General features: G+C 66.9%; 22 protein-coding genes. 10 read left to right on the top strand and 12 right to left on the bottom strand.

What is annotated here, in order from left to right:
- Window positions 1–95: 95 nt before the first annotated feature.
- Complete coding sequence (locus F3J20_RS14385) at window positions 96–2,549, bottom strand: glycogen/starch/alpha-glucan phosphorylase (RefSeq protein ID WP_167039690.1); 2,454 nt, start codon at window positions 2,547–2,549, stop codon at window positions 96–98.
- 645 nt (window positions 2,550–3,194) lie between these two features.
- Here F3J20_RS14385 and F3J20_RS14380 point away from each other — a divergent pair.
- Window positions 3,195–4,652, top strand: coding sequence for an MFS transporter (locus F3J20_RS14380; RefSeq protein ID WP_167283717.1), 1,458 nt, complete (start codon window positions 3,195–3,197; stop codon window positions 4,650–4,652).
- 36 nt (window positions 4,653–4,688) lie between these two features.
- Here F3J20_RS14380 and ltaE read toward each other — a convergent pair whose 3' ends face one another.
- Both ltaE and F3J20_RS14370 read right to left on the bottom strand, forming a co-directional pair.
- Window positions 4,689–5,696: a low-specificity L-threonine aldolase gene (ltaE, locus tag F3J20_RS14375; protein WP_167283680.1), complete on the bottom strand. Its 1,008-nt coding sequence runs from the start codon at window positions 5,694–5,696 to the stop codon at window positions 4,689–4,691.
- A 44-nt stretch (window positions 5,697–5,740) separates the two neighbouring features.
- Window positions 5,741–6,502: a peptidoglycan DD-metalloendopeptidase family protein gene (locus F3J20_RS14370; RefSeq protein ID WP_167039686.1), complete on the bottom strand. Its 762-nt coding sequence runs from the start codon at window positions 6,500–6,502 to the stop codon at window positions 5,741–5,743.
- 406 nt (window positions 6,503–6,908) lie between these two features.
- Here F3J20_RS14370 and F3J20_RS14365 point away from each other — a divergent pair, with 406 nt between their 5' ends.
- A complete protein-coding gene (locus F3J20_RS14365; RefSeq protein ID WP_167039928.1) occupies window positions 6,909–7,229 on the top strand; it encodes a hypothetical protein in 321 nt (106 codons plus the stop codon).
- A 203-nt stretch (window positions 7,230–7,432) separates the two neighbouring features.
- Here F3J20_RS14365 and F3J20_RS14360 read toward each other — a convergent pair whose 3' ends face one another.
- The 7 genes from F3J20_RS14360 to F3J20_RS14330 all read right to left on the bottom strand — a co-directional run bounded on the left by F3J20_RS14360 (window position 7,433) and on the right by F3J20_RS14330 (window position 13,184).
- Entirely contained in the window at window positions 7,433–7,768 is a 336-nt protein-coding gene (locus F3J20_RS14360) for a DUF4148 domain-containing protein (RefSeq protein WP_167283679.1), read from the bottom strand.
- Between the two features lie 289 nt (window positions 7,769–8,057).
- A complete protein-coding gene (gndA, locus tag F3J20_RS14355) occupies window positions 8,058–9,467 on the bottom strand; it encodes an NADP-dependent phosphogluconate dehydrogenase (RefSeq protein WP_167283678.1) in 1,410 nt (469 codons plus the stop codon).
- 141 nt (window positions 9,468–9,608) lie between these two features.
- Window positions 9,609–10,241 (bottom strand): DUF938 domain-containing protein, encoded by a 633-nt coding sequence (locus tag F3J20_RS14350; RefSeq protein WP_167283677.1) that lies wholly within the window; start codon window positions 10,239–10,241, stop codon window positions 9,609–9,611.
- 76 nt (window positions 10,242–10,317) lie between these two features.
- A complete protein-coding gene (locus tag F3J20_RS14345; protein WP_167039678.1) occupies window positions 10,318–10,935 on the bottom strand; it encodes a pyridoxamine 5'-phosphate oxidase family protein in 618 nt (205 codons plus the stop codon).
- A 50-nt stretch (window positions 10,936–10,985) separates the two neighbouring features.
- Complete coding sequence (locus tag F3J20_RS14340; protein WP_167283676.1) at window positions 10,986–11,855, bottom strand: NAD-dependent protein deacetylase; 870 nt, start codon at window positions 11,853–11,855, stop codon at window positions 10,986–10,988.
- Between the two features lie 29 nt (window positions 11,856–11,884).
- A complete protein-coding gene (locus F3J20_RS14335) occupies window positions 11,885–12,268 on the bottom strand; it encodes an oxidoreductase-like domain-containing protein (protein ID WP_167039674.1) in 384 nt (127 codons plus the stop codon).
- A 151-nt stretch (window positions 12,269–12,419) separates the two neighbouring features.
- Window positions 12,420–13,184: an SDR family oxidoreductase gene (locus F3J20_RS14330; RefSeq protein ID WP_167039672.1), complete on the bottom strand. Its 765-nt coding sequence runs from the start codon at window positions 13,182–13,184 to the stop codon at window positions 12,420–12,422.
- 478 nt (window positions 13,185–13,662) lie between these two features.
- Here F3J20_RS14330 and F3J20_RS14325 point away from each other — a divergent pair, with 478 nt between their 5' ends.
- The gene (locus tag F3J20_RS14325) at window positions 13,663–14,520 is read left to right on the top strand and encodes a polysaccharide deacetylase family protein (RefSeq protein WP_167283675.1); all 858 of its coding nucleotides are present in this window, start codon (window positions 13,663–13,665) and stop codon (window positions 14,518–14,520) included.
- Window positions 14,521–14,708: 188 nt separating this feature from the next.
- Here the strand turns inward: F3J20_RS14325 and F3J20_RS14320 are convergent, their stop codons facing one another.
- Window positions 14,709–16,121 carry a DUF2252 domain-containing protein gene (locus F3J20_RS14320; protein WP_167283674.1) on the bottom strand — a complete coding sequence of 471 codons (1,413 nt, stop codon included), beginning with the start codon at window positions 16,119–16,121 and terminating at the stop codon, window positions 14,709–14,711.
- A gap of 345 nt (window positions 16,122–16,466) precedes the next feature.
- Between F3J20_RS14320 and F3J20_RS14315 the strand changes: the two genes are divergently transcribed.
- The 7 genes from F3J20_RS14315 to F3J20_RS14285 all read left to right on the top strand — a co-directional run bounded on the left by F3J20_RS14315 (window position 16,467) and on the right by F3J20_RS14285 (window position 24,439).
- Window positions 16,467–17,222 carry a 2Fe-2S iron-sulfur cluster-binding protein gene (locus tag F3J20_RS14315; protein WP_167283673.1) on the top strand — a complete coding sequence of 252 codons (756 nt, stop codon included), beginning with the start codon at window positions 16,467–16,469 and terminating at the stop codon, window positions 17,220–17,222.
- Window positions 17,223–17,233: 11 nt separating this feature from the next.
- Complete coding sequence (locus tag F3J20_RS14310; protein WP_167283672.1) at window positions 17,234–18,235, top strand: xanthine dehydrogenase family protein subunit M; 1,002 nt, start codon at window positions 17,234–17,236, stop codon at window positions 18,233–18,235.
- Complete coding sequence (locus tag F3J20_RS14305; protein WP_167283671.1) at window positions 18,232–20,439, top strand: xanthine dehydrogenase family protein molybdopterin-binding subunit; 2,208 nt, start codon at window positions 18,232–18,234, stop codon at window positions 20,437–20,439. The genes F3J20_RS14310 and F3J20_RS14305 overlap by 4 nt, the downstream gene beginning before the upstream one ends.
- Before the next feature lie 187 nt (window positions 20,440–20,626).
- Entirely contained in the window at window positions 20,627–21,214 is a 588-nt protein-coding gene (locus tag F3J20_RS14300) for a nucleotidyltransferase family protein (RefSeq protein WP_167283670.1), read from the top strand.
- Between the two features lie 234 nt (window positions 21,215–21,448).
- Entirely contained in the window at window positions 21,449–22,987 is a 1,539-nt protein-coding gene (locus tag F3J20_RS14295; protein ID WP_167283669.1) for a DUF4130 domain-containing protein, read from the top strand.
- 412 nt (window positions 22,988–23,399) lie between these two features.
- Entirely contained in the window at window positions 23,400–24,104 is a 705-nt protein-coding gene (locus F3J20_RS14290) for a PIG-L family deacetylase (protein WP_167039656.1), read from the top strand.
- Window positions 24,105–24,286: 182 nt separating this feature from the next.
- Window positions 24,287–24,439, top strand: coding sequence for a hypothetical protein (locus F3J20_RS14285; RefSeq protein WP_167039654.1), 153 nt, complete (start codon window positions 24,287–24,289; stop codon window positions 24,437–24,439).
- 46 nt (window positions 24,440–24,485) lie between these two features.
- On the opposite strand, the gene F3J20_RS14280 is transcribed toward F3J20_RS14285, so the two are convergent.
- Complete coding sequence (locus tag F3J20_RS14280) at window positions 24,486–25,553, bottom strand: 2-aminoethylphosphonate aminotransferase (protein WP_167283668.1); 1,068 nt, start codon at window positions 25,551–25,553, stop codon at window positions 24,486–24,488.
- Window positions 25,554–25,576: the final 23 nt, after the last annotated feature.

Genomic DNA, 25,576 nt, shown 5'->3' with positions numbered 1-25,576 from the left:
GAACCCGAGATTGAACGTGCCGATTGAACACGCTCATCGAACACGTTTAGCGAACCCTCACCCCGAACCCGACGGCTACGGCACCACGCCGCCGCTCACTCGATATCGAGCGGATTCACGCGCCAGATATTGCGTGCGTATTCGCCAATCGTGCGGTCCGACGAGAACTGCCCCATTCCCGCGATGTTCTCGATCGCGCTTTCGGTCCATGCGCGCCGGTCGAGAAAACGCGCATCCACTTCGTCCTGCGCCTTCGCGAACGCGGCGAAATCGGCCAGCACCATGTAGTGATCGCCCCAATCGACGAGCGTGTGGAAAATCTCGGAGAAGCGCAACGGATCGTCCGGCGAGAAGAAGCCCGAACGAATCTGATCGAGCGCGATGCGCAGTTCTTCGTTCTCCTCGTAAATCTGCCGGGGGCGGTAGCCGCTTGCGCGCAGATGGTCCACCTCGTCCGCGGTATGGCCGAAGATGAAGATGTTCTCGCGGCCCACCGCGTCGCAGATCTCGATGTTCGCGCCGTCCATCGTGCCGATCGTCAGCGCGCCGTTGAGCGCGAGCTTCATGTTGCCGGTGCCCGACGCCTCGGTGCCGGCCGTCGAAATCTGCTCCGACAGATCGGCCGCCGGAATAATCAGCTCGGCCACGCTCACGCCGTAGTTCGGCACGAACACGACCTTCAGCCGATCGCCGATCAGCGGATCGTGATTGACCTTCTGGCTCACGTCGCCGATCAGCTTGATGATCGTCTTCGCCATCCGGTAGGCGGAAGCGGCCTTACCCGCGAACAGCACGACGCGCGGCACCCAGTCGCGTTCGGGATTCTCGCGAATCCGGTTGTAGCGCACGATCACGTGCAGCACGTTCAGCAACTGCCGTTTGTATTCGTGAATGCGCTTGACCTGCAGATCGAACAGCGCATCGGGATCGAACGCCAGCTTCGTGTGATGCGCGAGCCGCTGCACGAGCCGCAATTTGTTCTGCCGCTTCGCCTCGCGGAAAGCCTCGATGAATTCCTCGTCCTTGCGCAGATTGCGCAGCTGTTCGAGTTCGAACAGATTGCTGCGCCAGTGCGTGCCGATGCGCGCGTCGATCAGCGAGGCCATCGACGGGCTCGCCTGCGCGAGCCAGCGGCGCGGCGTGATGCCGTTGGTCACGTTCGTGAAGCGGTCCGGATAGACGCGCGCGAAATCGGCAAAGATATTGCGCGTCATCAGTTGCGAATGCAGCTTCGAAACGCCGTTCACCTTGTGACTCGCGACGATCGCCAGATATGCCATGCGCACGCGCCGCTGCCCGTATTCGTCGACGAGCGAAATGCGGCGGATCATGTCGCCATCGTGGCCCGACTGCTCGCTGACGTGCTTCAAGAACTGCGCGTTGATCTCGAAGATGATTTCGAGGTGCCGCGGCAATAGCCGCGCCAACATTTCGACATCCCAGGTTTCGAGCGCCTCGGGCATCAGCGTGTGATTCGTGTACGAGAAGATTCGCGTGACGTGTTGCCACGCCTTGTCCCACGGCAGATGATGCACGTCGACGAGCAGACGCATCAGCTCGGGAATCGCCAGCACCGGGTGCGTGTCGTTCAGATGCACCGCGACTTTCTCGGAGAAGCGACCGAACGTGCTGTGGGTGCGCTGATAGCGGCGGATCAGGTCCTGCATCGTCGCCGAGACGAAAAAGTACTCCTGGCGCAGCCGCAATTCGCGGCCAGCCTGCGTCGAGTCGTCCGGATAGAGCAGCCGCGAAACGTTCTCCGACATGTTCTTCGTGTCGACCGCGTTGCGATAGTCGCCGCGATTGAACGCATCGAGGTCCAGTTCCTCGGTCGCGCGCGCGGACCACAGTCGCAGCGTGTTGGTCGCGTCGGTCGCGTAGCCGGGAATCACGGTGTCGTAGGCGGTCGCGTTCACATGCTCGGTGTCGATCCACTCGACCCGGTCGCCGTGCTGCACGGTACGGCCGCCGAAATGCACCATGTACTTGATCTCGGGACGCGGAAATTCCCACGGGTTGCCGGCGCGCAGCCAGTAATCGGGCGCCTCGACCTGCTCGCCGTTGACGATCTGCTGGCGGAACATGCCGTACTCGTAGCGAATGCCGTAGCCGAAGCCCGGAATGCCGAGCGTCGCCATCGAATCGAGAAAACACGCGGCCAGCCGGCCGAGACCGCCGTTGCCGAGCGCCGCATCGGGTTCGATCCCGGTCAGCATCTCCATGTCGACGCCGAGGCTCGCGAGCGCCTCCTTCATCGGGTCGTGAATGCCGAGCGCGAGCAGCGCGTTGGTAAAGGTTCTACCGATCAGAAACTCCATCGACAGGTAGTAGACCCGCTTCACGTCCTGCTCGTATTGCAGGCGCGTGGTTTTCATCCAGCGCGCGACGAGCCGGTCGCGCACGGCGAGCGCGGCTGCATGCAGCCAGTCATGGGGATGCGCGGTGACGGCGTCCTTGCCGACGCCGTACATCATGCGATTGGAAATTGAGCGCCGTAGCGCGTCGACGGTACTGTTGAGCTGGTCGAATTCCAGATCGACGGCTGTCATCGAAGCCTCCGGGAAAGTCGACATGGCATACGCGAACCGCACGGTCGACGGACGGGAGGCGCGTGCCTGTCAGGCGGATTAAGAAAACAGAGTAGGACATTTTACGGCTCGCGCACACCGGCTCGCGCGAGCGGGCTCTGTCGCACATGCCGTGCCTGGCGCGCGCGGCGAAAGCCCCAAGTCTTCCCGAGCCATCCGCTTCGATTATTTTTTCGGTACGTGACCGGAGCGTGACGCCTCGATGCATCGGCGTAAATGCATGTCGGCGTGAATGGATGCGAACCGGCGGAATCGGCAGATCGGCTCGATGCATGGTCGAATCGGCGGGTTTGCATGCGAAACGGATGGATCGCGAGATACAACTGGACTAAGCCAACGCGAAGGTATCGTCAACGTGAAGATACCGCGGCAGATTGACCGTTAGTTGCGTTAAAAATAAAGACGATGGATGACCCTCAGCCAATCGTCACTCCTCTTCCCCTTTCTTCCTGCCCGCGTCCCTGCACGATTTCCACGTCTCTGCAACAATCGCGACATTGCGCCGCGCCAACCGCCTCGCCACAGCGGCGAACCGGACCGCGCGCGCCTCATTCCCACGCAACCCCGCCGCCCGTGCCGCGTCGTCCGACCGGCCGCCGCATCGGCATGCATAACCCGACGAGCCGCGCCTTGTCCGATAAGCTCAGCAACCCCATCAGCGCCGCCGCGCCCACCTTTCCGGCGGACGGCCCGATGTCCGCCGCCAACCGCCGCGCGATGGCCGCGATCATGCTCGCCGTCGCGCTCGCCACGATCGACACCGCCATCGCCAACACCGCCTTGCCCGCGATCGCCGCCGATCTGCACGCGGCGCCCGCGGCATCGGTATGGATCATCAACGCCTATCAGCTCGCGATGGTCGCGACGCTGCTGCCGCTCGCCGCGCTCGGCGACATCGTCGGACACCGGCGCATTTATATCAGCGGCATTGCGCTGTTCACGCTCAGTTCGCTCGGCTGCGCGATGGCGCCGACCCTGCCGCTGCTCGCCGCCGCGCGCATCGTGCAGGGCCTCGGCGCGAGCGCGATCATGAGCGTGAACACCGCGCTGATCCGCTATCTGTACCCGCCGCACCGGCTCGGACGCGGCCTCGGCACCAATGCGCTGATCGTCGGCGTGTCGTTCGCGGTCGGGCCGACGGTGGCCTCGCTGATCCTCTCCGTGGCGACGTGGCCGTGGCTGTTCGCGGTCAACGTGCCGCTCGGCGTGCTCGCGCTGAGCTTTGCACTACCGGCGCTGCCGCATACCGGGCAGAACACGCATCAGCTCGATCCGGTCGCGGCGCTGCTCAACGTCGTCACGTTCGCCGCGCTGATCTTCGCGCTCGGCGAGGCGGCGCAGCGCGCCTCGCTGCAGATCGTGCTCAGTGCGGCGGCGCTCGCCGTCGTGTTCGGGCTGCTGCTGATTCGCCGCGAAGCGGGTCATCCCGCGCCGATGCTCCCCGTCGATCTGTTCAGACGGCCGGTGTTCGCGCTGTCGGCGGTCACGGCGGTGTGCTCGTTCGCGGCGCAAGGGCTCGCGTTCGTGTCGCTGCCGTTCTATTTCGAAGACGTGCTGCTGCGCAGCCAGGTCGAAACCGGCTTTCTGATGACGCCATGGCCCGTGGTGGTCGCGCTGGCCGCGCCGCTCGCGGGCGGCCTGTCGGACCACTATCCGCCGGGGCTGCTCGGCGCGATCGGGCTTGCGGTGCTGTCGGCGGGAATGGCCTCGCTCGCGCTCCTGCCCGCGCATCCGCACATACTCGACATCGGCATTCGTATGGCGATTTGCGGCGCGGGCTTCGGCTTTTTCCAGTCGCCGAACCTGAAGGCGCTGATGGCAAGCGCGCCGCCGGAGCGCAGCGGCGGCGCGAGCGGCATCGTCGCGACGGCGCGGCTGCTCGGGCAGGCCACCGGTGCGGCATTGGTCGCGCTGTGTTTCGGAATTTCGGGACGGCAGCACGGGCCGACGCTCGCGCTCGCCACCGGCGCGTTCTTTGCCGGCGCGGCGAGTCTCGCAAGCGGCTTGCGGCTGCTTGCGCCATCGCATCGCGCGGGCACGCAGGCGGCGGCGAAAGCGAAGTAAGGCCGTGGGCGGCGCGGGCTTGAAGCCGCGCGCCGATCAGCGCGCCGCGAAATACCCCTTCACCGCGGCGATAAACGTATCGATATCGTCGCGCGACACATCCCGGTGCGTGACGAAGCGCGACGCGTACAGCATCTGCGTGAGGATGCCGCGCGCCTTGAGCCACGCTTCGAGCGGCGCGCAATGCGCTTGCGGGAACTGCGCGAACACCATGTTCGTCGCGACCGACTGCAGCGTTACCTGTTCGATCGCTTCCAGCCCTGCGGCCAGATGCGCGGCGTTGGCGTGGTCGTCGGCGAGACGCTCGACGTTGTGTTCGAGCGCGTACAGGCAGGCCGCCGCGAGCACGCCCGACTGGCGCATGCCGCCGCCGAGCACCTTGCGCCAGCGGTGCGCGAGATCGATCAGCGCGCGGCTGCCGACCAGCACCGAGCCGACCGGCGCGCCGAGCCCCTTCGAAAAGCAGATCGACACGGAATCGAACGGCTCGCACAGCGCCGCGAGCGGCTTGCACGACGCGACCGCCGCGTTGCATACGCGCGCGCCGTCGAGGTGCGTCGACAGACCGTGCCGGCGCGCGAGCTGCGTCGCCTCGGTCACGTAGCCGGCCGGCAGCACCTTGCCGCCGATCGTGTTCTCCAGCGCGAGCAGGCGCGTGCGCGCGAAGTGATCGTCGATCGGCTTGATCGCGGCGGCGATCCGCTCGAGCGGGATCGAGCCGTCGGCGGCATTGTCGAGCGGCTGCGGCTGGATGCTGCCGAGCACCGCCGCGCCGCCGCCTTCGTATTGGTAGGTGTGCGCCTGCTGGCCGACGAGGTATTCGTCGCCGCGGCCGCAGTGCGCCATCAACGCGGCGAGGTTGCTTTGCGTGCCGCTCGGGAAGAACAGGCCCGCTTCCTTGCCGGCGCGCTCGGCAAGCGTCGCCTGCAGACGCAGCACGGTGGGGTCGTCGCCCCAGACGTCGTCGCCGACTTCGGCCGCCGACATCGCCGCGAGCATCGGCGGAGTCGGACGGGTGACGGTATCGCTGCGCAAATCGATCATGGTGTGTCCCTGTGCGTCCATTGAATGCGGCCTGCGGTGCCGCCCTACTTCGGCAACCACGCGAGCGGATCGACCGGCTGGCCGTTCTGGCGCACCTCGAACTGGATCGACGCGACGCCGCGGCTATCGACGCCGACCTGGCCGATCGTCTGCCCTTGCGCGACCGCGTCGCCTTCCTTGACGAACAGTTGGCTGTTCTGGCCGTACGCGGTAATCAACGAATCGTCGTGCTTGATGATGATGAGCGGGCCATACGCCTCGATGCCGGTGCCGGCGTAGACCACCCGGCCGGTCGCGGCGGCCTTGACCGGATCGCCGGGACGCCCGCCGATCACGATGCCGTTGGACTTGCCCGCCGAGAACGTCTTGAGAATCGGCCCGCGCAACGGCCATTGCAGCACGCCCTGCTGCGGCGCGGCCGACATGCCCGGCGCGGTGGGCAGCGCGCCCGGCGCCGCCGGCATCACGGCAACAGGCGGCGTCACCACGCTGCCGGACGCCATCGGCGGAGACACGCGCAGCACCTGCCCCGGCACGACCTGCGCATTGACCACGAGACCGTTCCACGCCGCGACATCCTGTAGCCTGTGGCCATAGGCCGAGGCGATGCCGGCGAGCGTGTCGCCCGGGTTGACGCGATAGAAGCCGGCGGGCACCGGGACCGTGGAGAGGCTCGTCGCATTGGGCGGCGTGCTGCTGTAGAACGGCGTGCTGTCCCACGGCATCGTCGTACAGCCCGCGACCATCGCGCCAAGCGCCGCCGCCGTCAGCAGACGAACCCCCGTCAGTTGCCATTGTCCTGTCATGTGATTTTCCTCGACTTGTTCTCAATCGGATTCAATCGACGCCGGAGCATGTGCCGTGCCGCCGCCGTTCGCGGTCCGCCATGTTCCGCCGTTGCCGGCGCGCCAATGCGCGCCACGGTGATGCGCCGCGGTAAAGCTCCCGCTGCGGATCGGATGCTCTTTCCGCGTCGACGAGCAGTTGGAAAGCGCGAAAAAACCGCGGCTCGTGGACCTGAGCCTCTGGCGACAACGCTCGCGCGGCTGGCCCTATTATAGGTCTGATGGCCCGCGAGCCTTCTTCAGCAAGGCACGCCGGCCGATTCGTCCGATTGGCGAGACCGCCAGGGCGTCGCCTATACTCAGTCAAGCCGCGCGCAGCACGCCTCGCGACAATGCGACAACGTCTGGTTTCTGGGAGGAATCGAGGATGAACAAAGCCACCTTTCTGGCCGTGCAACTCAACGTCGACGATATCGCGGCGTCCCCTGGCCTCGTCGAATTGCTGAACACGCATCTCGTCTTCGCCGCCGACGTGGCCGAAGCCGCCGATGCGCTCGTGCAGCTGGCAAGCATCGCGGGGCTGTCGAGCGGCATCGAGGCGAGCGTCGAGATTCCCGCGCTGGCAGTCGAGCGACTGCGCGAAGCGCTCGACAATCTGAGCGGCTACGACGAATCCTGGCTTCTGGCGCTGGAACCGAGCCGCGCGCTCTTCGACGAAATCGGCCGGCGGCATCGCACGCTGCATTGATACGGATCGCATGGCGAATGTGCCGTAAACGACAAAACGCCATCCGAACCAGCCGGATGGCGTTTTTTCTTGCCCACCGCCTTCGCACTGTTTCGCGAGACGGCGTCTGCTTCGTTACTTCTATTTCTACCTCTACCGCAAACTTCTGCTGCAACCTTTACTTCAAACTTCAGTGCAACCCGTAGCGGCGCCTGGCTGGCAAATTAGTTGCCGAAGTACACCGAGTTACGGTCGACCTGGAACGGGGTCACTGCGTGTCCGGCTTGCGAGGTACCGGCAGCCGGGGCGCCGTAGCCGCTCGTGTTCGCGGTGTTGGCCGCGACGGCCGTACCGTTTTGCGCCGCGACGCGCGCTTGCGCAGCCTGGATGTTCTCCGGATAGTTCGCGTAGTCGCCGACCGGGCTGTAGCCGGCCTTTTCGAGTTGCACCAGTTCAGCGCGAACCTGAGCGCGGGTCACCGGCTGGCTGGCTTGAGCAAACGAAGCAACCGGAGCAACGAGGGCGGCGGCGATAGCAACTGCGGAAATCAGGGTCTTCATGATTAACCTCCAAATGACTTGTTTGTGATGCGCTTCGGGGGTTTTCTGTTTCTCCCTCAGCGCTTGGAAGCAAGTTTAGGAGGGTCACGATCTAGGGTAAACCCTTAAAACAAGGAAACTCCATTTCGACTTTTGCAACAATCCGCACAAATTGCCGGCCGAGAACCTAATGTGCCGATAGTTTTTAGTAATAATTTTGTCAGCCACCCACGCATTCAAACAAAAAAAGCCCGGCGGTGCCTTCGGTAAGGCGCACGCCGGGCCATCATTCAAACGCCCGGGGAAACGCTCAGGCCCACTGTGCGTGGAAGCTGCCCGGCTTGTCGACGCGCTCGAACGTATGCGCGCCGAAGAAATCGCGCTGCGCCTGCACGAGGTTCGCGGGCAGACGCTCGGAGCGGTAGGCGTCGAAATACGCGATTGCCGAGGCGAACGCCGGCACCGGCACGCCCGCGTTGACCGCGGCCACCACGACTTCGCGCAGCGCCGCCTGGTAGTGCTTCGCGATGTCGCGGAAGTACGGGTCGAGCAGCAGGTTTGCGAGCGCCTTGTCGTTCGCATAGGCGTCGGTGATCTTCTGCAGGAAGCGCGCGCGGATGATGCAGCCGGCGCGGAAAATCTTCGCGATTTCGCCGTAGTCGAGGTCCCACTTGTACTCTTCCGAGGCCGCGCGCAATTGCGCGAAGCCCTGCGCGTACGAAATCACCTTGCTGAAATAGAGCGCGCGGCGCACCGATTCGACGAACGTCTCCTTCGCGGCGTCGAGCGGCTTCGCGGCCGGCCCTTCGAGCACCTTGCTCGCGGCCACGCGCTGCGTCTTCAGCGACGACAGCACGCGTGCGAACACCGCCTCGGTGATGAGCGGCAGCGGCGCGCCGAGGTCGAGCGCATTCTGGCTGGTCCACTTGCCGGTGCCCTTCTGCGCGGCACGGTCGAGAATCACGTCGACGAGGTCCTTGCCGGTTTCGTCGTCCTTCTTGCCGAAGATCTTCGAGGTGATCTCGATCAGGTAGCTGTCGAGCTCGCCCTGGTTCCACTCGGTGTAGACCTTGCCGAGTTCCTCGTTCGACAGGCCGACCACCTGCTTCAACACCGCATAGCTCTCGGCGATCAGCTGCATGTCGCCGTATTCGATACCGTTGTGCACCATCTTCACGAAGTGGCCCGCGCCGTCGGGGCCCATGTAGGCGACGCACGGCTCGCCGTCCGGCGCCTTCGCGGCGATTTCGGTGAGGATCGGCGCGACCAGGTCGTAGGCGTCGCGCTGCCCGCCCGGCATGATCGACGGACCTTTCAGCGCGCCTTCCTCGCCGCCCGACACGCCGGTACCGATGAAGTGCAGGCCCGCCTTCGCGAGTTCCTGGTTGCGGCGGATCGTGTCGGTGAAATGCGTATTGCCGCCGTCGATCAGGATGTCGCCCTGGTCGAGCAGCGGCTTGAGTTGCGCGATGGTCGCGTCGGTCGGCTCGCCGGCCTTGACCATCAGCAGAATGCGGCGCGGCTTTTCGAGCGAGTCGACGAACTCTTCCAGCGTGAAAGCCGGCACCAGTTTGCGGTCCGGATATTCGGCGATGAGTTCGTCGGTTTTCTCGCGGCTACGGTTGTAGACCGACACCGCGTGGCCGCGGCTTTCGATGTTGAGCGCCAGATTGCGGCCCATGACCGCCAGCCCTACCACGCCGATTGCCTGTTTGCCCATGTTGAATTCTCCAGAGTCCAAAAAATGTCGTGTCGCCGCGCAGCAGGAACACCGGGCGCGGCGTCGAGGGTGAAAGGATAAAAGAAATGCGCGCCGGCCGCTTGGCGGCAGGCACCGGGACGCGGGCCGCGGGCGGCGGGTTCAGGTCGCCGCGTCCGCCTTGCCACGCCCCGCCGGCTTCCTGAACACGAGGCTGAAGTTGTTCGCCGGCATCGCGATCGGTTCGTCGCACGCGAGGCCCAGCGCGGCGCCCAGGGCCACGACCGCTTCCATGTCGCGCACGCCCCATTCGAGGTTGCGGCTCTTCAGCCACTGATCGAACGCCTCGTTGCTCGGCGCCGTATGCGCGCCGCCGCGTTTGTACGGACCGTACAGATACAGCACGCCGCCCTCGGCGAGGCGGCGGCTCGCGCCCACGAATAGCGCCTGCGTCGCGCTCCACGGCGCGATGTGAATCATGTTGATGCAAACCACCGCGTCGAGCGTCTCGACGCCCCAGTCCGGCCGATGGACGTCGAGCGCGAGCGGCGCGCGCAGGTTCGGCAGCCCGGCATGCGCGCTCCATGCGGCAATCGACGCGCGCGCTTCGGGGTCGGCATCGCTCGGCTGCCAGTCGAGTCCGGGCAGCGCGCCGGCGAAGAGAACCGCATGCTCGCCGGTGCCGCTCGCGATTTCGAGCACGCGGCCGGTGGCCGGCAGCGCCTCGCGCAGCACGGCGAGGATCGGTGCGCCGTTGCGTTCGGCGGATGGCGAGTGTTGCCGGGCGTCTGTCATGGTGAGGCGTGCGAGAGGTTCGTTCGGGTTAAGGCTTCGGGCTTCGGGCTTCGGGCTTCGGGCTTCGTATCAAGTATCAATACAGCGTCGCGCGCACGCGGGCCGGCAGGTCGCGGTCGTAAGCGGCGGCGTCGAACTGCTCGCCGTCGTTCGCGGCGATGATGCGCCGCAGGATCTCGCCCGCGCTCGGCAGTTGCGCGCGTTCGAGGTGCCGCGCCGGATCCCACAGGTTCGAGCGCGCCATCGCCTTCGAGCAATGGAAGTACACGGCGTCGACGTCGATCAGTAGCACGGTGCGCGGCCGTTTACCGTCGACAGCGAAACTGTCCAGCCAAGCCGCGTCGGCCGAAATCCGCCCGCGGCCATTCACGCGCAGGCTCTCGCCGATGCCCGGAACGACGAACAGCAGCGCGAGCCGCGGGTCCGCGATGATATTGCGCAAACTGTCGAGCCGATTGTTGCCGGGCCGGTCGGGCAACGCGAGCGTGCGCTCGTCGACGATCCGCACGAAGCCCGGCGCGTCGCCGCGCGGCGAGCAGTCGAGGCCGTCGGGGCCGCTCGTCGCCAGCACGGCGAACGGCGCGGCCTCAATGAACGCGCGATAGTCTTCGTTGACGTGCGCGATTTCCTTGCGCAGCGCGCGCTCGCCCGGCTGGCCGTAGAGCGCTTCGAGTTGGTCGATCGTCGTCAGCATGGACATTCCTGAAAAGTGCGAGAGTGGTTCGGCGCACGGACCCGGATGCGTCACGCGCTCGCCAGCCGCGCGGCGAGCACGCCCAGCGTGTCGCCGCACGGCGCGGCTACCTTCAGCGACAGCAGCGCATCGGCACGCGTGCGGCCCAGGTTGATCGCCGCGATCGGCTTGCCCTGGCGCTGCGCCCACACGCAGAAGCGATAGCCGGAGTAGACCATCAGCGACGAACCGGCGACGAGCACCGCGTCGGCCGCATCGAGCGCATGCGAGGCTGCTTCGACGCGCGTCTTCGGCACGTTCTCGCCGAAAAACACCACCGATGGTTTCAGCATGCCGCCGCAGTTCGAACAGGCCGGCACGCGAAAGCCGCCGAGATCGTGCCACTCCAGGTGAGCATCGCCATCGGCGGCGGCTTCGGCGGTCACGTCGAGCAGCGCGGGGTTGTCCGCTTCGAGCGTTTGCTGGATCGAGGCGCGCGCGTGCTGCATGCCGCAGTCGAGACAGGTTACGCCGTCGATGCCCCCATGCAGCTCGATCACGTCGCGGCTGCCCGCGCGCTGATGCAAGCCGTCGACGTTCTGCGTCACGAGCGTCGGCACGTGCCCCGCGGCTTCGAGCCGCGCGAGCGCGACGTGCGCGGCATTCGGCTGCGCCCGCGCGACGAGCGGCCAGCCGACCATGCTGCGCGCCCAGTAGCGCTGACGCATCGCGAGCGTGCCGAGAAATTCCTGCAGCGTGATCGGCGGCGAACGTTTCCATGCGCCGTTGTCGTCGCGATAGCCGGGGATGCCGGAATCGGTGCTGATGCCCGCGCCGGTCAGCACGAAAAGGCGCGGATGGCGCTGCACGAAACGATGCAGATCGTCGAGCGTGTGCGAGTCGGTCTGCTGGTCGGGCGGCGTGAGCTGAAGTTCGGTCATGACGGAGACAGTGGAAGATCGTGCGTGCTTCAGCGGCGCGGGCGCGGTTTGCTGCGCGGGGTTGTCGAGCGTGAGGGCCCGGCTTGCCGTTCGGCTTGTGATTCGGCTTGCGGCACGCTTTGCGGATTCGGTCGCGGCTCGCGCTCCGGCTTTTTTTGCGGCTTCTTTCGCGCTTCCTTTAGCGGCTCCTCACGCGCTTCTGTTCGCACTTCCTTTCGTGCAGCCAGCCGCGCGTCCTGCCTGTCCGCCTGGCGCTCGCGCCACACCGACAACGCGATCTCATAGCGTTCGAGCGCCTCGTCGTACAGATCGAACACACACTGCGTGCAGCCGCTATGGCAACAGTCTTCGAGATCGGGTTGCGCGGGCGGCTGCGGCGGCGGATCGTCGTCGCGTGAGGTGGCTCGGGGCACGGCGCGTGGCTTTCGCGTGATGACGGAAAGCGCTCAGTATAAGTTGATCGCGCGCGCCGCGCTCCTGTGCGCGGCGCGGCTTCGTCCGGTTCCGCGCCGCCTGTCCGCGCTCATCTGCCACCTATCCGCCACCTATCCGCCGCTGATACCCTCACCCTCGCCCGACGAACGGCATCTTGCTCGCCATGATCGTCATGAACTGCACGTTCGCCGAGAGCGGCAGGCTCGCCATATGCAGCACCGCATCGGCGACGTGCTGCACGTCCATCAGCGGCTCGATCGCGATTTCGCCGTTCGCCTGCGGCACGCCGCGCGCCATCCGCGCGGCCATGTCGGTGCCCGCGTTGCCGATGTCGATCTGGCCGCACACGATGTCGTACTTGCGGCCGTCGAGCGAGACGGCTTTGGTCAGGCCGGTGATGGCGTGCTTCGTCGCGGTATAGCCGATGCTGTTCGGCCGTGGCGCATGCGCCGAGATCGAACCGTTGTTGATGATGCGGCCGCCGCGCGGGTTTTGCGTCTTCATCAGGCCGAATGCCGCGCGCGTGCAGAGGAACACGCCGGTCAGATTGGTATCGACGATCGAGCGCCATTCGCTGATCTCGAGTTCGTCGATATCGACCGGCGAGCCGTTGCGGCCCGCGTTGTTGAACAGCACGTCGAGCCGGCCGAAGCGCGCACGCAGCGTGTCGAACAGCTGCGCGACGCTGTCGGCATCGGTCACGTCGCACGGCACCGCGAGCGCCTCGCCGCGCAGCGACTGCGCTTCCTGCGCGACTGCGTCGAGCGCAGCCTGACGGCGCCCCGCCAGCACGACGTTGTAGCCGTGCTCGAGCAGTCTGAGCGCGCAGGCGCGGCCGATGCCGCTGCCCGCGCCCGTCACCAGCGCCACTTTTCCGTTTTCCGTGTCCGACATCGCGCATCTCCTGTTGTGCTGGGTTGGGTGGCGGCGCATGACTTGCCGGGGCCGGTTCGCCGGACGAAGGCCGGTGTCCGCTGCGCCGCTTATCGCCCGGCACCATACAACAGCGGATCGGCGATCGCAAATGCGGCGGCTTGCCGTGGTGCGATTGCCGTCGCGCCGTGCCGGATCGAGGGTGAGGATAATAAGGATGAGCGCGATGAATCGCCCAGGGCGTGACGGCGAATTGCCGCTGCGCGCTCGCATCGGCACCGCCGCATCGCGAGCGGCGTCATCAGCCGCACCCTCGGCCGCATCACCCGCCGTATCACCCGAATCAGCACGCAAGCATGCGACTTTCAGCCCGCTTTCATCGGCCACGATTACCGCTTCACACGCATTCGGGCGCGGCCAACAATGGTATCGTTCGCGCTTGCGCGACGCGCACGATTCACAGCCTTACCGTGACGAAGGCGCACAGGAAGCATGTTTGATGAATGAATGCCCCAACCCGTCGCACGGCGCCGAGCCCGCGCCGCCGCGCCGCTGGCCGCGTACCGGCAATTCCGCGATGCTCAACGGCACGATCGCATGGCACGTCGTGGTGCTCGCCGGCTGGCTGCTCGCGCCGGCCGCGTGGCCGTGGTGGTTCGCCGCGATCTTCGTGAACCATGCGATGTTTACGATCACCGGACTCCTGCCGCGCACGGCGCTGCTCGGGCCGAACTGGACGCGCCTGCCCGCGAGCCCGCACAACCAGAACGCGATTGCCTTGACCATCGACGACGGTCCCGACCCCGTCGTCACGCCGCAGGTGCTCGATCTGCTCGACGCGTTCGGGGTCCGCGCGACGTTCTTCTGCATCGGCGCGCAAGTGGAGCGCCATCCGCGAATTGCACGCGACATCGTCGCGCGCGGCCATGCGCTCGAAAATCACTCGCAGGTTCACGTACATACGTTTTCGGTGACGCTGCCGGGCGCGCTCACGCGTGAAATCGCCGCCGCGCAGCGCACGCTCGAAAACGTGAGCGGCGCGCGGCCGATGTTCTTCCGCGCGCCCGCCGGCCTGCGCAACATCTTTCTCGAACCGGTGCTGCGCAAGCTCGACCTGCGCCTCGCCGCATGGACGCGGCGCGGCTACGACACGCGCGAGCGCAATCCGCACGTCGTCGCGCGCCGCCTGCTCGACGGTCTCGCCGCGCGCGACATCCTGCTGCTGCACGACGGCAATGCCGCGCTCACGATCGAAGGCAAACCGCTGATTCTCGCCGTGCTGCCGAGCGTGATCGAAGCGGCGCGCGAAAAGCATCTGCGTTTCGTGACGCTGCGCGAAGCGCGCGTCGGGGCGTGATGCCCCGATGCGTGATGCGATTGATGCGTCCGGTGCCATCAAGACGGCTAAAGCAACACCACCCAAGCGGCGCATGCGATAGGCGGCATAACGTGCCGCACCCGCTGCCCTTTCACGTCGAACGTTGAAGGCCAAACACCGAAGGCCCAACGCCGAACACCCGCCGCCGAACGCACCCTTCCCCCACACTACACGCGGAAATCCGCCGCCATATCCTCGTCGGTGCGTGCGTCAAGCTCGCCGCTGCGGCACGCCTTGAGAAACACGTCGTAGTCGCGCTCCACCTGGTCCGCGTAGCCGGTCGCATAACCGGTCAACGCTTCGGCAAACTGATCGCCGCGGCCGATATACGAGCTGATCTCGATCGCCTGGCCGCTCGCTTTCGCATGCGCGCGCGCCATGATCCAGCCGCACAGCCGCGCGTAGCCATCGAGCAGATCGCTGTCGAACAGTTCGATATTCGCGGACAGCTTCATGTCGCGCAACTGGCGGAAATAGAAATGCCGGCCGAGCGGCCCCGTCGCCCAGCCGAGGAAGATATCGCTCGCGGCCTGCAGCATGCGCTGCCCGTACACGACGCGCTCGCCCTCGTGTTTGACGGCCGGCGCCTTGTAGAACTGCGCGATGACCGAAGGCCGCGCTTCCTTCAATTGCAGAAACAAGGGCTTGTCCCTGTGATCGACGAGCAGCACCGCGAGGCAGCGCGTACCGACACTGCCGACGCCCACCACCTTGAACACGATGTCCTGCATCGTGAAGTGATCGAGCAGTTCGCGGCGGTCGTGCGACATCGTCTTGCGGTAATCGGCCCAGACGTGCTCGACCATTTTGTCGACGTTGCCCTTGCGGTAGGTGTCGGCGTCTTCCGCCGTGAACAGCGTATTCGCGCCGAGCACGTGAAAAAGTGCGGGCGGCGCATCGTGGACCTTCCAGCGCTCGCCGTCGAACGAGGCCATTTTTTCGAGCAGGCTCTCGTTCGTGCGGCTCGCGGCTTTTTCCATGCCGCGCCGTATCGCGCGCCGGCGCTCGGGCGTCAAGGCGGTTTCCGCCATCAGGTCGAAGGTGACGCGGTCGTACCAGAGTTCGAGCGCGCCGCACTGCGCATACTGGGCCATGCGATCGCGGTACGAACGGACCGCCGTCATCACGAGGCTTTCCGCCGTGCCGCGGCTCAGGCGCATCTGGCGCGCGGCCACCACGAAGCTCGCGGTCAGGCGTTTCAGGTCCCATTCGAAGGGACCGACCGAGACTTCGTCGAAGTCGTTCAGATCGAAGACCAGTTGCCGCTCGGGCGTCGCGAACCCGCCGAAGTTCATCAGATGGCCGTCGCCGCAGATCGGCATGCTGAGGCTCGTATCGGGCACCTTGCTCAGGTCGTGCGCCTGCAGAATCGCGCTGCCGCGAAAGAACGCGAAGGGCGACGCGGCCATGCGCCCGTAGCGCAGCGGCACGAGATTTTCGATCCGGCCGGCGCTGCTCTGCTTCAGAAGCGCGAGCGGATCGCGGTGCAACTCGCCGACCGCGCGATGGCTCGAGCGTTTCGAATGCTCGCGGGCGGCGCGCCCGCGCGCTTCCCGCTCGGCAATGGTGCTGGCTTTCATGCTGTTTCTCCGTTTGCGTCCTGATCTGGCGATGACGGGGACTGCATAGATCGCGGCGACTGCCCCTGCGATCATAGCGGGTCGGAACAGGTCATCGGTAAAAATGTTGCCCCGGCGATTCGCCCCGAGCGAACGAATGCGGCAACGCGCCCCGCCTCCTCATTCATTGCGAATATCGACCTGCGTTAATTGCGCAGATCGGCTTTGCTCTCCCCATCAATTTTTAATACCGTTGTACCTGCAACGGCACCGAATTTGCTGCGCACGGTTTGTTTCGACGCGATGCGTTGAATCTCGACGCATCGTCAGCCTGCATTGGCCTTTCAATGGAGTCAACGGAACGTCATGTCCACGCACACCGAATGCCCGGATTCGGGCGACCCCGCCCTTCCGGAACAACGCCCGGAACCCGCCCACCCCTCGCAACCTTCTCAACCCTCTCACCCCTCTCAACCCTCTCAACCGTCACGCCGCCGCTTTCTCCAGTCGGCCGCCGCCGCCGCGACGATCGGCGCGGCACCGCCTCTGCGCGCGCAAACTGAGGCACCAGCCCCAGCCACGGCCACGCCGCCAGCCAATCCGGCCGTGCCGCCGCGCCCGGTCGCGTTGAACGTCAACGGCCGCGCCTACTCGCTGCAACTCGAACCGCGCGTGACGCTGCTCGACGCGCTGCGCGAATACGCCGGCCTGATGGGCACGAAAAAAGGTTGCGACCGCGGCCAGTGCGGCGCCTGCACGGTGCTCGCCGACGGCCGCCGCATCAATTCGTGTCTGACGCTCGCGGTCATGCACGAAGGCGAAAACATCACGACCGTCGAAGGACTCGCGACCAACGGCGTGTTGAGTCCGCTGCAACGCGCGTTCATCGAGCACGACGCGTTCCAGTGCGGCTACTGCACGCCCGGGCAGTTGTGCTCCGCGACGGCCCTGCTCGGCGAGTTCCGCAACGGTGCGGCGAGCGCCGCGAGCGCCGACGTGCGCACGCGTCCCGCCGCGCTTTCCGACGCGGAGATCCGCGAGCGCATGAGCGGCAACCTCTGCCGCTGCGGCGCCTACGCGAACATCGTCGCCGCGGTGCGCGCCGCGCACGGCAACGCGTAACGGAGACCGTCATGGATGCGATCTCCTACGAACGCGCCGGCGACGTCGCGAGCGCGCTGCGCGCCGCGCAACAACCGGGCGCGGTATTTATCGGCGGCGGCACGAATCTGCTCGATCTGATGAAGGGCGGCGTCGCGCGGCCCGTGCGGCTCATCGACATCACGCATATCGACGGGCTCGATGCGATCACGGCGCTGCCCGGCGGCGGCATCCGCATCGGCGCGCTCGTGCGCAACAGCGATGCGGCCAATCACGCGCTCGTGCGCGAATCCTACCCGTTGCTATCCCAAGCGCTGCTCGCGGGCGCGTCGGCGCAGTTGCGCAATATGGCGACGGTCGGCGGCAATCTGCTGCAACGCACGCGCTGCGGCTATTTCTACGACACGGCCTTCACCCAGTGCAACAAGCGCCTGCCCGGCAGCGGCTGCGCGGCGCTCGGCGGACACAACCGCATGCACGCGATTCTCGGCGCGAGTCCGCAATGCATCGCGGTCAATCCGTCCGATATGAGCGTTGCGCTGGCCGCGCTCGATGCGACCGTGCGGGTGAGCGGCGCGAACGGCGAGCGCACGATCGCGTTCGCCGATTTTCATCGGCTGCCCGCCGAGCGGCCCGACGTCGATACGACCCTGCTGCCCGGCGAGCTGATCACCGCCGTCGATCTGCCGCCGCCGCTCTTCAGCGCGCACTCGCACTATCTGAAAGTGCGTGACCGCGCCAGTTACGCATTCGCGCTGGTCTCGGTGGCCGCCGCGTTGCAGATGGACGGCGCGCGCGTAGAGACCGCGCGCATCGCGCTCGGCGGTGTCGCGCCTAAACCGTGGCGCGCGAGCGCGGCCGAACGGATGCTGGCCGGCCAGCCGCTCACGCAGAGCACGCTCGGGAACGCCGCCGCAGCCGCGCTCGACGGCGCGCGGCCGCTGCGCGACAACGGCTTCAAGGTGCAGCTCGCGCAACGCGCGATCGTGCGCGCGATCAACGAGGCGGCCGGTTACGCGGGAGGTGTCGCATGAATCTGATCGGCCAGCCGCTCGATCGCGTCGACGGCCTGCTCAAGGTCACCGGCGATGCGCGTTATGCGGCCGAATTCCCCGAAGCGCGACTCGCGCATGCGGTGCTCGTGACCAGCACGATTGCGCGCGGCACGATCGCGTCGATCGATGCGAGCCATGCCGAGGCCGTGCCCGGCGTGCTGCTCGTGATGACCTGCCGGAACGCCCCGCGCCTGCCGAACGGCGGTCAGCTCGCGCCGCCGGCCGGGCGGCGTCTGTCGCTCCTGCAGGACAACGAAGTGCATTACAGCAACGAGCCGGTCGCGGTGGTGGTCGCCGATACGCTCGAACATGCGACCGATGCCGCGCGCCAGCTGCGCATCGCCTATCGGGCCGAGGCCGCGGCGCTCGACTTCGCGCAGGCGAAGCCGAACGCGCATGCGCCCATCAAGCCGCAAGGCCGTCAGACCGACACGCAGCGCGGCAGCTTCGAGGACGGCATGCGCGGCGGCGCGGTGCATATCGAGGCGACCTATACGACGCCGATCGAGCATCACAATCCGATGGAGCCGCACGCGACGATGGCGCGCTGGGACGGCCCGCAACTGACGCTCTACGATTCGACCCAGGGCGTGAGCAACGCGGCGCAGGCGGTCGCCAGGGTGTTCGGCATGCCGGCCGGCGACGTGCGCGTGATCTCGCCGTTCATCGGCGGCGGCTTCGGCGGCAAGGGCTCGTCGTGGTCGCACGTATCGCTGTGCGCGATGGCCGCGCGGCAAACCGGACGGCCGGTGCGGCTCGTGCTCGAACGTCCGCAGATGTTCGGCCCGGTCGGCGCGCGCCCGCGCACCGAGCAGCACTTCGTCATCGCGGCGCGGCGCGACGGCACGCTGACCGCGATGCGCCACGACAGCTTCTCGAACACCTCGACGATCGAGGACTGGACCGAGACCTGCTGCATGGTCACGCGCATGCTCTATGCGGTGCCCAATCAGGTAACGACGCACCGGCTCGTGCCGCTCAATCTCGGCACGCCGACCTTTATGCGCGCGCCCGGCGAAACCACGGGCTCGTTCGCGCTCGAATCGGCGATGGACGAACTCGCTGCCGCGCTCAAGATGGACCCGCTCGCGCTGCGCCTCAGGAACTACGCCGAGCGCGATCCGCAGGAGAACAAACCGTGGTCGGGCAAGTCGCTGCGCGAGTGCTATCAGATCGGCGCGGAGAAATTCGGCTGGTCGCGCCGCTCGCCCGCGCCGCGCTCGATGCGCGACGGCAACACGCTGATCGGCATGGGCATGGCGACCGCCACCTATCCGGCCAACCGCAGCGAGGCGGCGGCGCTCGCGCGCATTCTGCCGGACGGCACCGCGATGGTCGCCTCGGGCACCCAGGACCTCGGCACCGGCACCTATACCGTGATGACCCAGGTCGCCGCCGATGCGCTCGGCTTCGCGCCCGAAAACATCCACTTCGCGCTCGGCGATTCGACCCTGCCGCGCGCGCCGGGCTCGGGCGGCTCGCAATCGGCGGCAAGCGTGTCGCCGGCCGTGCGCGAGGCGGCAAGCGCGGCGCGCGGCCAGCTGCTCGCGCTCGCGCTCGCCGATCAGGCGTCGCCCGTGCATGGCCTCGCGCCCGAGGACGTCACCGTCGCCGACGGCTGGGTCGTGAGCCGCTCGCAGCCGGACCGGCGCGATCCGGCCGCGGCGATCATCGCGCGCGCGGGCGGCAAGCCGATCGAGGCGACCTCGACGGTCAGGCCCGGCAACGAGAAGCAGCAGTACGCGTTCCACTCGTTCGGCGCGGTGTTCGTCGAGGTGCATGTCGACGCGGACCTCGGCACGATCCGCGTGCCGCGCGTGGTGGCCGTCTACGACGTGGGGCGCGTGCTCAACGAGAAGACCGCGCGCAGCCAGATGATGGGCGGCATCGTGTGGGGCATCGGCGCGGCGCTGCAGGAAGAGTCGTCGCTCGATACGCGCTACGGGCGCTTCACGAACGCGAATCTGGCCGAGTATCACGTGCCCGTGAATGCCGATATCGACACGCTCGACATCGCCTTCATCGGCCGGCCCGACCCGTATATCAACTCGCTCGGCGTGCGCGGGATTGGCGAGATCGGCATTACGGGCGTGCCGGCCGCGATCGCGAATGCGGTGTATCACGCGACCGGCGTGCGGGTGCGGGATCTGCCGATTACGCTCGATAAGGTGATGCGGGTTTAGTGGTGTGTGTCGGGGTGTTGGCGGTGGGGTGTTGGCCGTGCGGTGCTGGCGGTGGGCGATTGGCAGCGCGCGATTGCGTTACGGTGTCGAAAAGCGGCGCGGCCAACGCCATATGCCGGCATTCGCGCTTGCCTGACGTGGCCTTGCATCGCACAATCGGTCTCGTTCCTTCTATTGGGATTCGCCGATGGCCTACGCCTCGCTCGCCACAGGTGTCTTGCTCGCCGCCGGGTTCGGCTCGCGTTTCGATCCGGACGGGCTGCGCAACAAACTGCTCGCACGCCTGCCCGACGGCACGCCCGTCGCTCATGAATCGGCGCATCGGCTGCTGCTCGTCGTGCCGCATGTGATCGCGGTGGTGCGGCCCGGCTCGGATGCGCTCGCCCGCGTGCTCAACGATGCCGGCTGCGACGTCGTGTTCGCGGCCGGCGCCGAACGCGGCATGGGCGCGAGCCTCGCGGCGGGCATCGCAGCGAGCGACGACGCCGAGGGCTGGATCGTCGCGCTCGCGGACATGCCGCGCATCTCGATTCCGACGATCGAAACGGTGGCCCGCACGCTCGACGACGGCGCCGCGCTCGTCGCGCCGTTTTACGACGGACAGCGCGGCCATCCGGTCGGCTTCGGCGTCGAGCATTGCGAGGCGCTGCTCGCGCTCGACGGCGACGCGGGCGCCAGATCGCTGCTGATGACCCAACGTTTGACGCGCGTGGATGTCGACGATCCGGGCATCCTGCGCGACGTCGATACGCCGGAGGATTTGCGCGGGATTTAGGGGCGGTTTTTGCGGCTTTGCCGTTCTGCGGGTTTGTCACCCGCCGGCGGCGAACCCGGCATGCGCTTGCCTCGTTCTCACGGCCATTCTCAGAGCCATTTCGCCGCAGTCATCCCGAGCCTCGACCGCGCGGCATCTCCCGGCAAAAGCATCGGACTCGCCCAACCCGTCACCCCCGCTTGCCCCAATCCCCCTTTGCGCACATACTGTATATTTATACAGTATTTTGCCGTCGTGAAACGCATCCTGATCGAACCGACTTTTGCCGCCTGGCGCCGTGCGGCGCGCGAAGCGCTGCGCGAAGGCATCGAGCCTCTATCGGTCGAATGGATTGAAGCCGAGGGCGAGGGCGAAGCGGAAAAAACCGCAACGCCACGAACCCGACCGTTCCTGGATAAAACCACCCTCGGCGCCGAAACGCCGCTCCTCGCTCGCCCCACACCCGCCATCCCCCGCGATCTGCTCGTGCAGCTAAAAACCGCCGCGTGCCATCGCTCGGACGATCGCTGGACTCTGCTCTACCGCATCCTGTGGCGCTGGACGCAGGGCGAACGCGGCGTCATCGAACTGCACGACCCCGACGGCGCGCTGCTCGCGCAACGCGTCGAGGCGATCGAGCGGGCCACCGCCGAACTCGTGCTCGGCACGCTGTTCAGACGGCGCGATCCGTCGATGGGGCCACCGGAATTCGTCGGCTGGTACGAGCCGCATCACGACCTGCTCGAACGCGCCGCCACGGAGTTCGCCGCGGACATGGGCAACTCCACGTGGATGCTCGCGACCCCGCGAGGCGCGGCGTTCTGGAACGGCATGCTGTTGCGCATCGGCCGGCCGGCCGCGGAAGAATATATCGAGGCCGAACATGCTTTGCCGGCGAGCGCGATGACCGGCGAAGCCGTCACGAGCGAACCGGCCGAAGCACTATGGCTTGCCTGGTACGCGAACGTCGTCAACGCGCAACCTGCGCCGGTGCCGCTGCGCTACTGGCGCACGCCGCCCGCCGGTCCGCCGCTGCCCGTGCATCTCGCACGCGAGCGCACGCGTCTTGGCGCGCGGGGTGCCGCCGTTCACGTGGCGCAGCCACCGCCCATCGAGATTTCCGCGCTCACGCCGCCGTTGCGCGAGCCGAACGGCCCGCTCGCCACCTGCCGGCGCTGCGGACTGTGGCGCAATGCGAAGCAGGCTGTCGCCGGAATCGGTCCCGCGCACGCGGCGATCATGGCGCTCGGCGAGCAGCCCGGCGAATACGAGAACCAGCACGGCGAACCGTTCGGCGGCGCGGCCGGGCAGTTGCTCGATACGGTGCTTGCGCGCGCCGGTGTCGAGCGCGCGGCGTTGTATCTGACCTATGCGGTCAAGCATTACAAGTGGGAGATAGCGACCGAGGCGCGCGCTATTCCACGGCAGCCTGGCGCGCAGCGCGAGAGCGGGCAGCGCGTCCATCGCGCGCCGGAACGCAGCGAAGTCGAGGCTTGCGGATACTGGCTGGACGAGGAGCTGACGCAAGTCGCCCCGCGCGTCGTCGTCACGCTCGGGCCGACCGCGCTGAAAGCGTTGACCGGCGCGCACGTCAATCTGTCCGAATACCTCGGGCTCACGATCGCGCATCGCGGACGCCTGATCGTGCCGACGTGGCATCCGTCGTACGCGCTCAGAACCGCCGACGCGCGGCTGCGCGAGGATATCGTCGCGAACCTCGTGGCGGCGTTCAGGCGCGCGGCGGTGTTGGCGGCTCAGACGGCTCAGGCAACTCAGGCAACTCAGGCAATTTAGACTGCTTAGGCGCTACGCCGCGCGATCAGTCATACAAACAGCAACGGCAAACATCCGCGACAAACGGCTTCGCCCCACCACGTCACTACGTCACCACACAGCCACACCACCACCCGACAGCAAGTCCGAACCTCCCGACATCGTCGCTTCGTCATACGCGGCGATCCGCTCTTCGGGCACACCGCTTGCGCGTCAGGAAACCGAGCGCAATCCGCGACGATTCCGCCTAAGCTGAGTTGACGCCGCGTTTTTCGCGCGCATCCGCATCTGCCTCGCAATCACACGCTTCGCTACACCCTGGCCGCGCCTTGCATCGCGCCGTGCATGGCGTCCCGAATCGCACCTCGAATTGCGCCCCGAATCGCACCCCGAATTGCATCCCCCAAACACGCCTTGACCCGCCCCGCACGCCATGAGCGAAACCACCCCACGCCTGTTCATCGTCTCGCCCCATTTCGACGACGCCGTCTTCAGCTGCGGCGCGCTGCTCGCCGCGCATCCCGACGCCGCCGTCTGCACGGTGTTCGCCGCGTCGCCCGAGCACGACATGCGCACCGAGTGGGATAAAAAAGCGGGCTTCGCGAGCGCGCGCGAGGCGATCCGCGAACGCACGCGCGAAGACAATCGCGCGCTCGACGTGCTCGACGCGATTCCGCTGCGTATGCCGTTTCGCGACGGCCAGTACGCCGATTCGCCGTCGATCGGCCAGATGGCGGCCGCGCTCGAGGAAACGATCTATCGCACGACCGCCAACACGCTGCTGATGCCGCTCGGCCTGCAGCACGACGACCACGCGCGCGTGTTCGAAGCCTGCTGCGAAATCCTGCCGCGGCTCACGCATCTGCACTGGTTCGGCTACGAGGAAGCGATTCACCGGCTCACGCCGGGCGCGCTGCAGGCGCGGCTCGCCGATCTCGCGCGGCGCGGCATCGTCGCGACGCCGGCGCACCCGAGCGCGGACCATACGATCGACATGCAACGCCGCGCGCAGCTCAAGCGCGAAGCCGTCAACGCCTACGCGAGCCAGTTGCGCGCGTTCGGCGCCGGCCATTACGACGACGTATTCGCAACCGAGCGCTACTGGCAACTGAGCGTCGGCCGCCGCGCGAAAAAATAGGGAAAAGTAGCCGACAGGAAGCGTGGCCAGCGCCTACGCTTGAATACAAAACGACGGAGACGGGCAGCGCATTTCGGCAGCGGCCCGCATGCATGGACCGTGTTGGCCCGCACTGGCCCTTACTGGCCCGCGGCAACCCCTCTCCGCCCGATTTCGCGCATTCCAACCGCAAAGGTGACGCCATGAGCGACGACCTGCACACGAGCCCGATTCCCGACCCGAACGCCGATCCGAACCGCGACCCCGAGGCCGATCCGCTCGTGCCGCCCGCGCCCGGCCATCATGTCGAGGAACCGCAGCGGCCCGACGGACCGCCGGACAAAGACCCCGTATGAGCGATACCGCTCACGGCGCCCCGGCATCGCACGCAGCGCGGGCCGCTCAGCGCATCAGGTCGGTAAAGCCTTGCAGCAGGCGGTCGATATCGGCCGCATGGATGTTGCCCATCGTCGAAATGCGGAACAGCTCCGCCGACAGACCACCCTGCCCCGCGTAGATGACGAAGCCGTGCGCCTTCAGCGCGTCGTGCAGTTGCGGATACGCGATGCCGTCCGGCAAGCGGTACGCGCGCAGCACCACCGACGACTGATCCAGCGGCAACACGCTACCGATGCCGCGCTCGGCGAGCCCCGCGCGCGCCTGCCCGGCGAGCCCCGCATAGCGCGCATGGCGCGCGCGCCAGCCGCCTTCGTCGGCGAGTTCGCGCAGCGCTTCGACGAGCGCGTAGTACGCGTGAACCGAGGGCGTGAACGGCGTATTGCGCTGATCCTGCAAGCGCGCGAGACGGCCGAGATCGAGGTAGTACGTGCGGCTCGCCGCCCGCGCGAGCGCCGCGCGCCGCACCAGCACGAACGACGCGCCCGGCACGCCGTGCAGACATTTGTTCGCGGTGGCGGCGACCGCATCGAGACTCGCGTCGGCGAAATCGATCGCCTCGGCGCCGAAGCTGCTCACGCCGTCCACCAGCAGACGCAGGCCGCGCGCGCGGCACAGGGCGCCGAGCGCGGCGATGTCGTTCAGACGCCCCGTGGTCGTCTCGTGGTGGATCACCGCGACGTGCGTGAACGACTTGTCGGCGTCGAGCCGACCGGCGATCTTCGCGAGATCGGGCGCGTCCATCCAGTCGTGCTTCAGCGCTTCGTGCGCGATGCCGTATTGCGTCGCGATCTGCGCGATGCGCTCGCCGTACACGCCGTTTTCGACGACAAGCAGCTTGCCGCCCTGCGGCACGAGCGCGGCCGTCATGCTTTCGACGGCGGCCGTGCCGGAGCCCGTCATCAGCACGGCCTGCCATTCGTTCGGGTCGAGCCCGTACACGTCGACAAGACGCGTGCGCGCCTCTTCCTGCAAATCGAAAAACTCGCTTTCGCGATGGCACAGGTCCGTCTGCAACAGGCTGTTGCGGACACGCTCGGTGAGCGTCACCGGGCCGGGGTTGAGCAGCAGCATGGGGGTTCCTTCAATTGCGATGG

Source organism: Paraburkholderia sp. Cy-641, assembly GCF_011752945.1.
Classification (GTDB): domain Bacteria; phylum Pseudomonadota; class Gammaproteobacteria; order Burkholderiales; family Burkholderiaceae; genus Paraburkholderia.
This window is presented reverse-complemented; position numbering and strand designations above follow the sequence as displayed.

What these genes read in the sequence shown, in the direction of transcription:
- F3J20_RS14305 (WP_167283671.1), top strand. Translation starts at nt 18,232, where the DNA reads ATGAATCTGATCGGCCAGCCGCTCGATCGCGTCGACGGCCTGCTCAAG.
- F3J20_RS14315 (WP_167283673.1), top strand. Translation starts at nt 16,467, where the DNA reads ATGTCCACGCACACCGAATGCCCGGATTCGGGCGACCCCGCCCTTCCG.
- F3J20_RS14385 (WP_167039690.1), bottom strand. Translation starts at nt 2,549, where the DNA reads ATGACAGCCGTCGATCTGGAATTCGACCAGCTCAACAGTACCGTCGAC.
- F3J20_RS14320 (WP_167283674.1), bottom strand. Translation starts at nt 16,121, where the DNA reads ATGAAAGCCAGCACCATTGCCGAGCGGGAAGCGCGCGGGCGCGCCGCC.
- F3J20_RS14345 (WP_167039678.1), bottom strand. Translation starts at nt 10,935, where the DNA reads ATGCTGACGACGATCGACCAACTCGAAGCGCTCTACGGCCAGCCGGGC.
- F3J20_RS14340 (WP_167283676.1), bottom strand. Translation starts at nt 11,855, where the DNA reads ATGACCGAACTTCAGCTCACGCCGCCCGACCAGCAGACCGACTCGCAC.
- F3J20_RS14330 (WP_167039672.1), bottom strand. Translation starts at nt 13,184, where the DNA reads ATGTCGGACACGGAAAACGGAAAAGTGGCGCTGGTGACGGGCGCGGGC.
- F3J20_RS14300 (WP_167283670.1), top strand. Translation starts at nt 20,627, where the DNA reads ATGGCCTACGCCTCGCTCGCCACAGGTGTCTTGCTCGCCGCCGGGTTC.
- F3J20_RS14350 (WP_167283677.1), bottom strand. Translation starts at nt 10,241, where the DNA reads ATGACAGACGCCCGGCAACACTCGCCATCCGCCGAACGCAACGGCGCA.
- F3J20_RS14285 (WP_167039654.1), top strand. Translation starts at nt 24,287, where the DNA reads ATGAGCGACGACCTGCACACGAGCCCGATTCCCGACCCGAACGCCGAT.
- F3J20_RS14380 (WP_167283717.1), top strand. Translation starts at nt 3,195, where the DNA reads ATGCATAACCCGACGAGCCGCGCCTTGTCCGATAAGCTCAGCAACCCC.
- F3J20_RS14370 (WP_167039686.1), bottom strand. Translation starts at nt 6,502, where the DNA reads ATGACAGGACAATGGCAACTGACGGGGGTTCGTCTGCTGACGGCGGCG.
- F3J20_RS14325 (WP_167283675.1), top strand. Translation starts at nt 13,663, where the DNA reads ATGAATGAATGCCCCAACCCGTCGCACGGCGCCGAGCCCGCGCCGCCG.
- F3J20_RS14290 (WP_167039656.1), top strand. Translation starts at nt 23,400, where the DNA reads ATGAGCGAAACCACCCCACGCCTGTTCATCGTCTCGCCCCATTTCGAC.
- F3J20_RS14280 (WP_167283668.1), bottom strand. Translation starts at nt 25,553, where the DNA reads ATGCTGCTGCTCAACCCCGGCCCGGTGACGCTCACCGAGCGTGTCCGC.
- F3J20_RS14360 (WP_167283679.1), bottom strand. Translation starts at nt 7,768, where the DNA reads ATGAAGACCCTGATTTCCGCAGTTGCTATCGCCGCCGCCCTCGTTGCT.
- F3J20_RS14310 (WP_167283672.1), top strand. Translation starts at nt 17,234, where the DNA reads ATGGATGCGATCTCCTACGAACGCGCCGGCGACGTCGCGAGCGCGCTG.
- ltaE (WP_167283680.1), bottom strand. Translation starts at nt 5,696, where the DNA reads ATGATCGATTTGCGCAGCGATACCGTCACCCGTCCGACTCCGCCGATG.
- F3J20_RS14365 (WP_167039928.1), top strand. Translation starts at nt 6,909, where the DNA reads ATGAACAAAGCCACCTTTCTGGCCGTGCAACTCAACGTCGACGATATC.
- gndA (WP_167283678.1), bottom strand. Translation starts at nt 9,467, where the DNA reads ATGGGCAAACAGGCAATCGGCGTGGTAGGGCTGGCGGTCATGGGCCGC.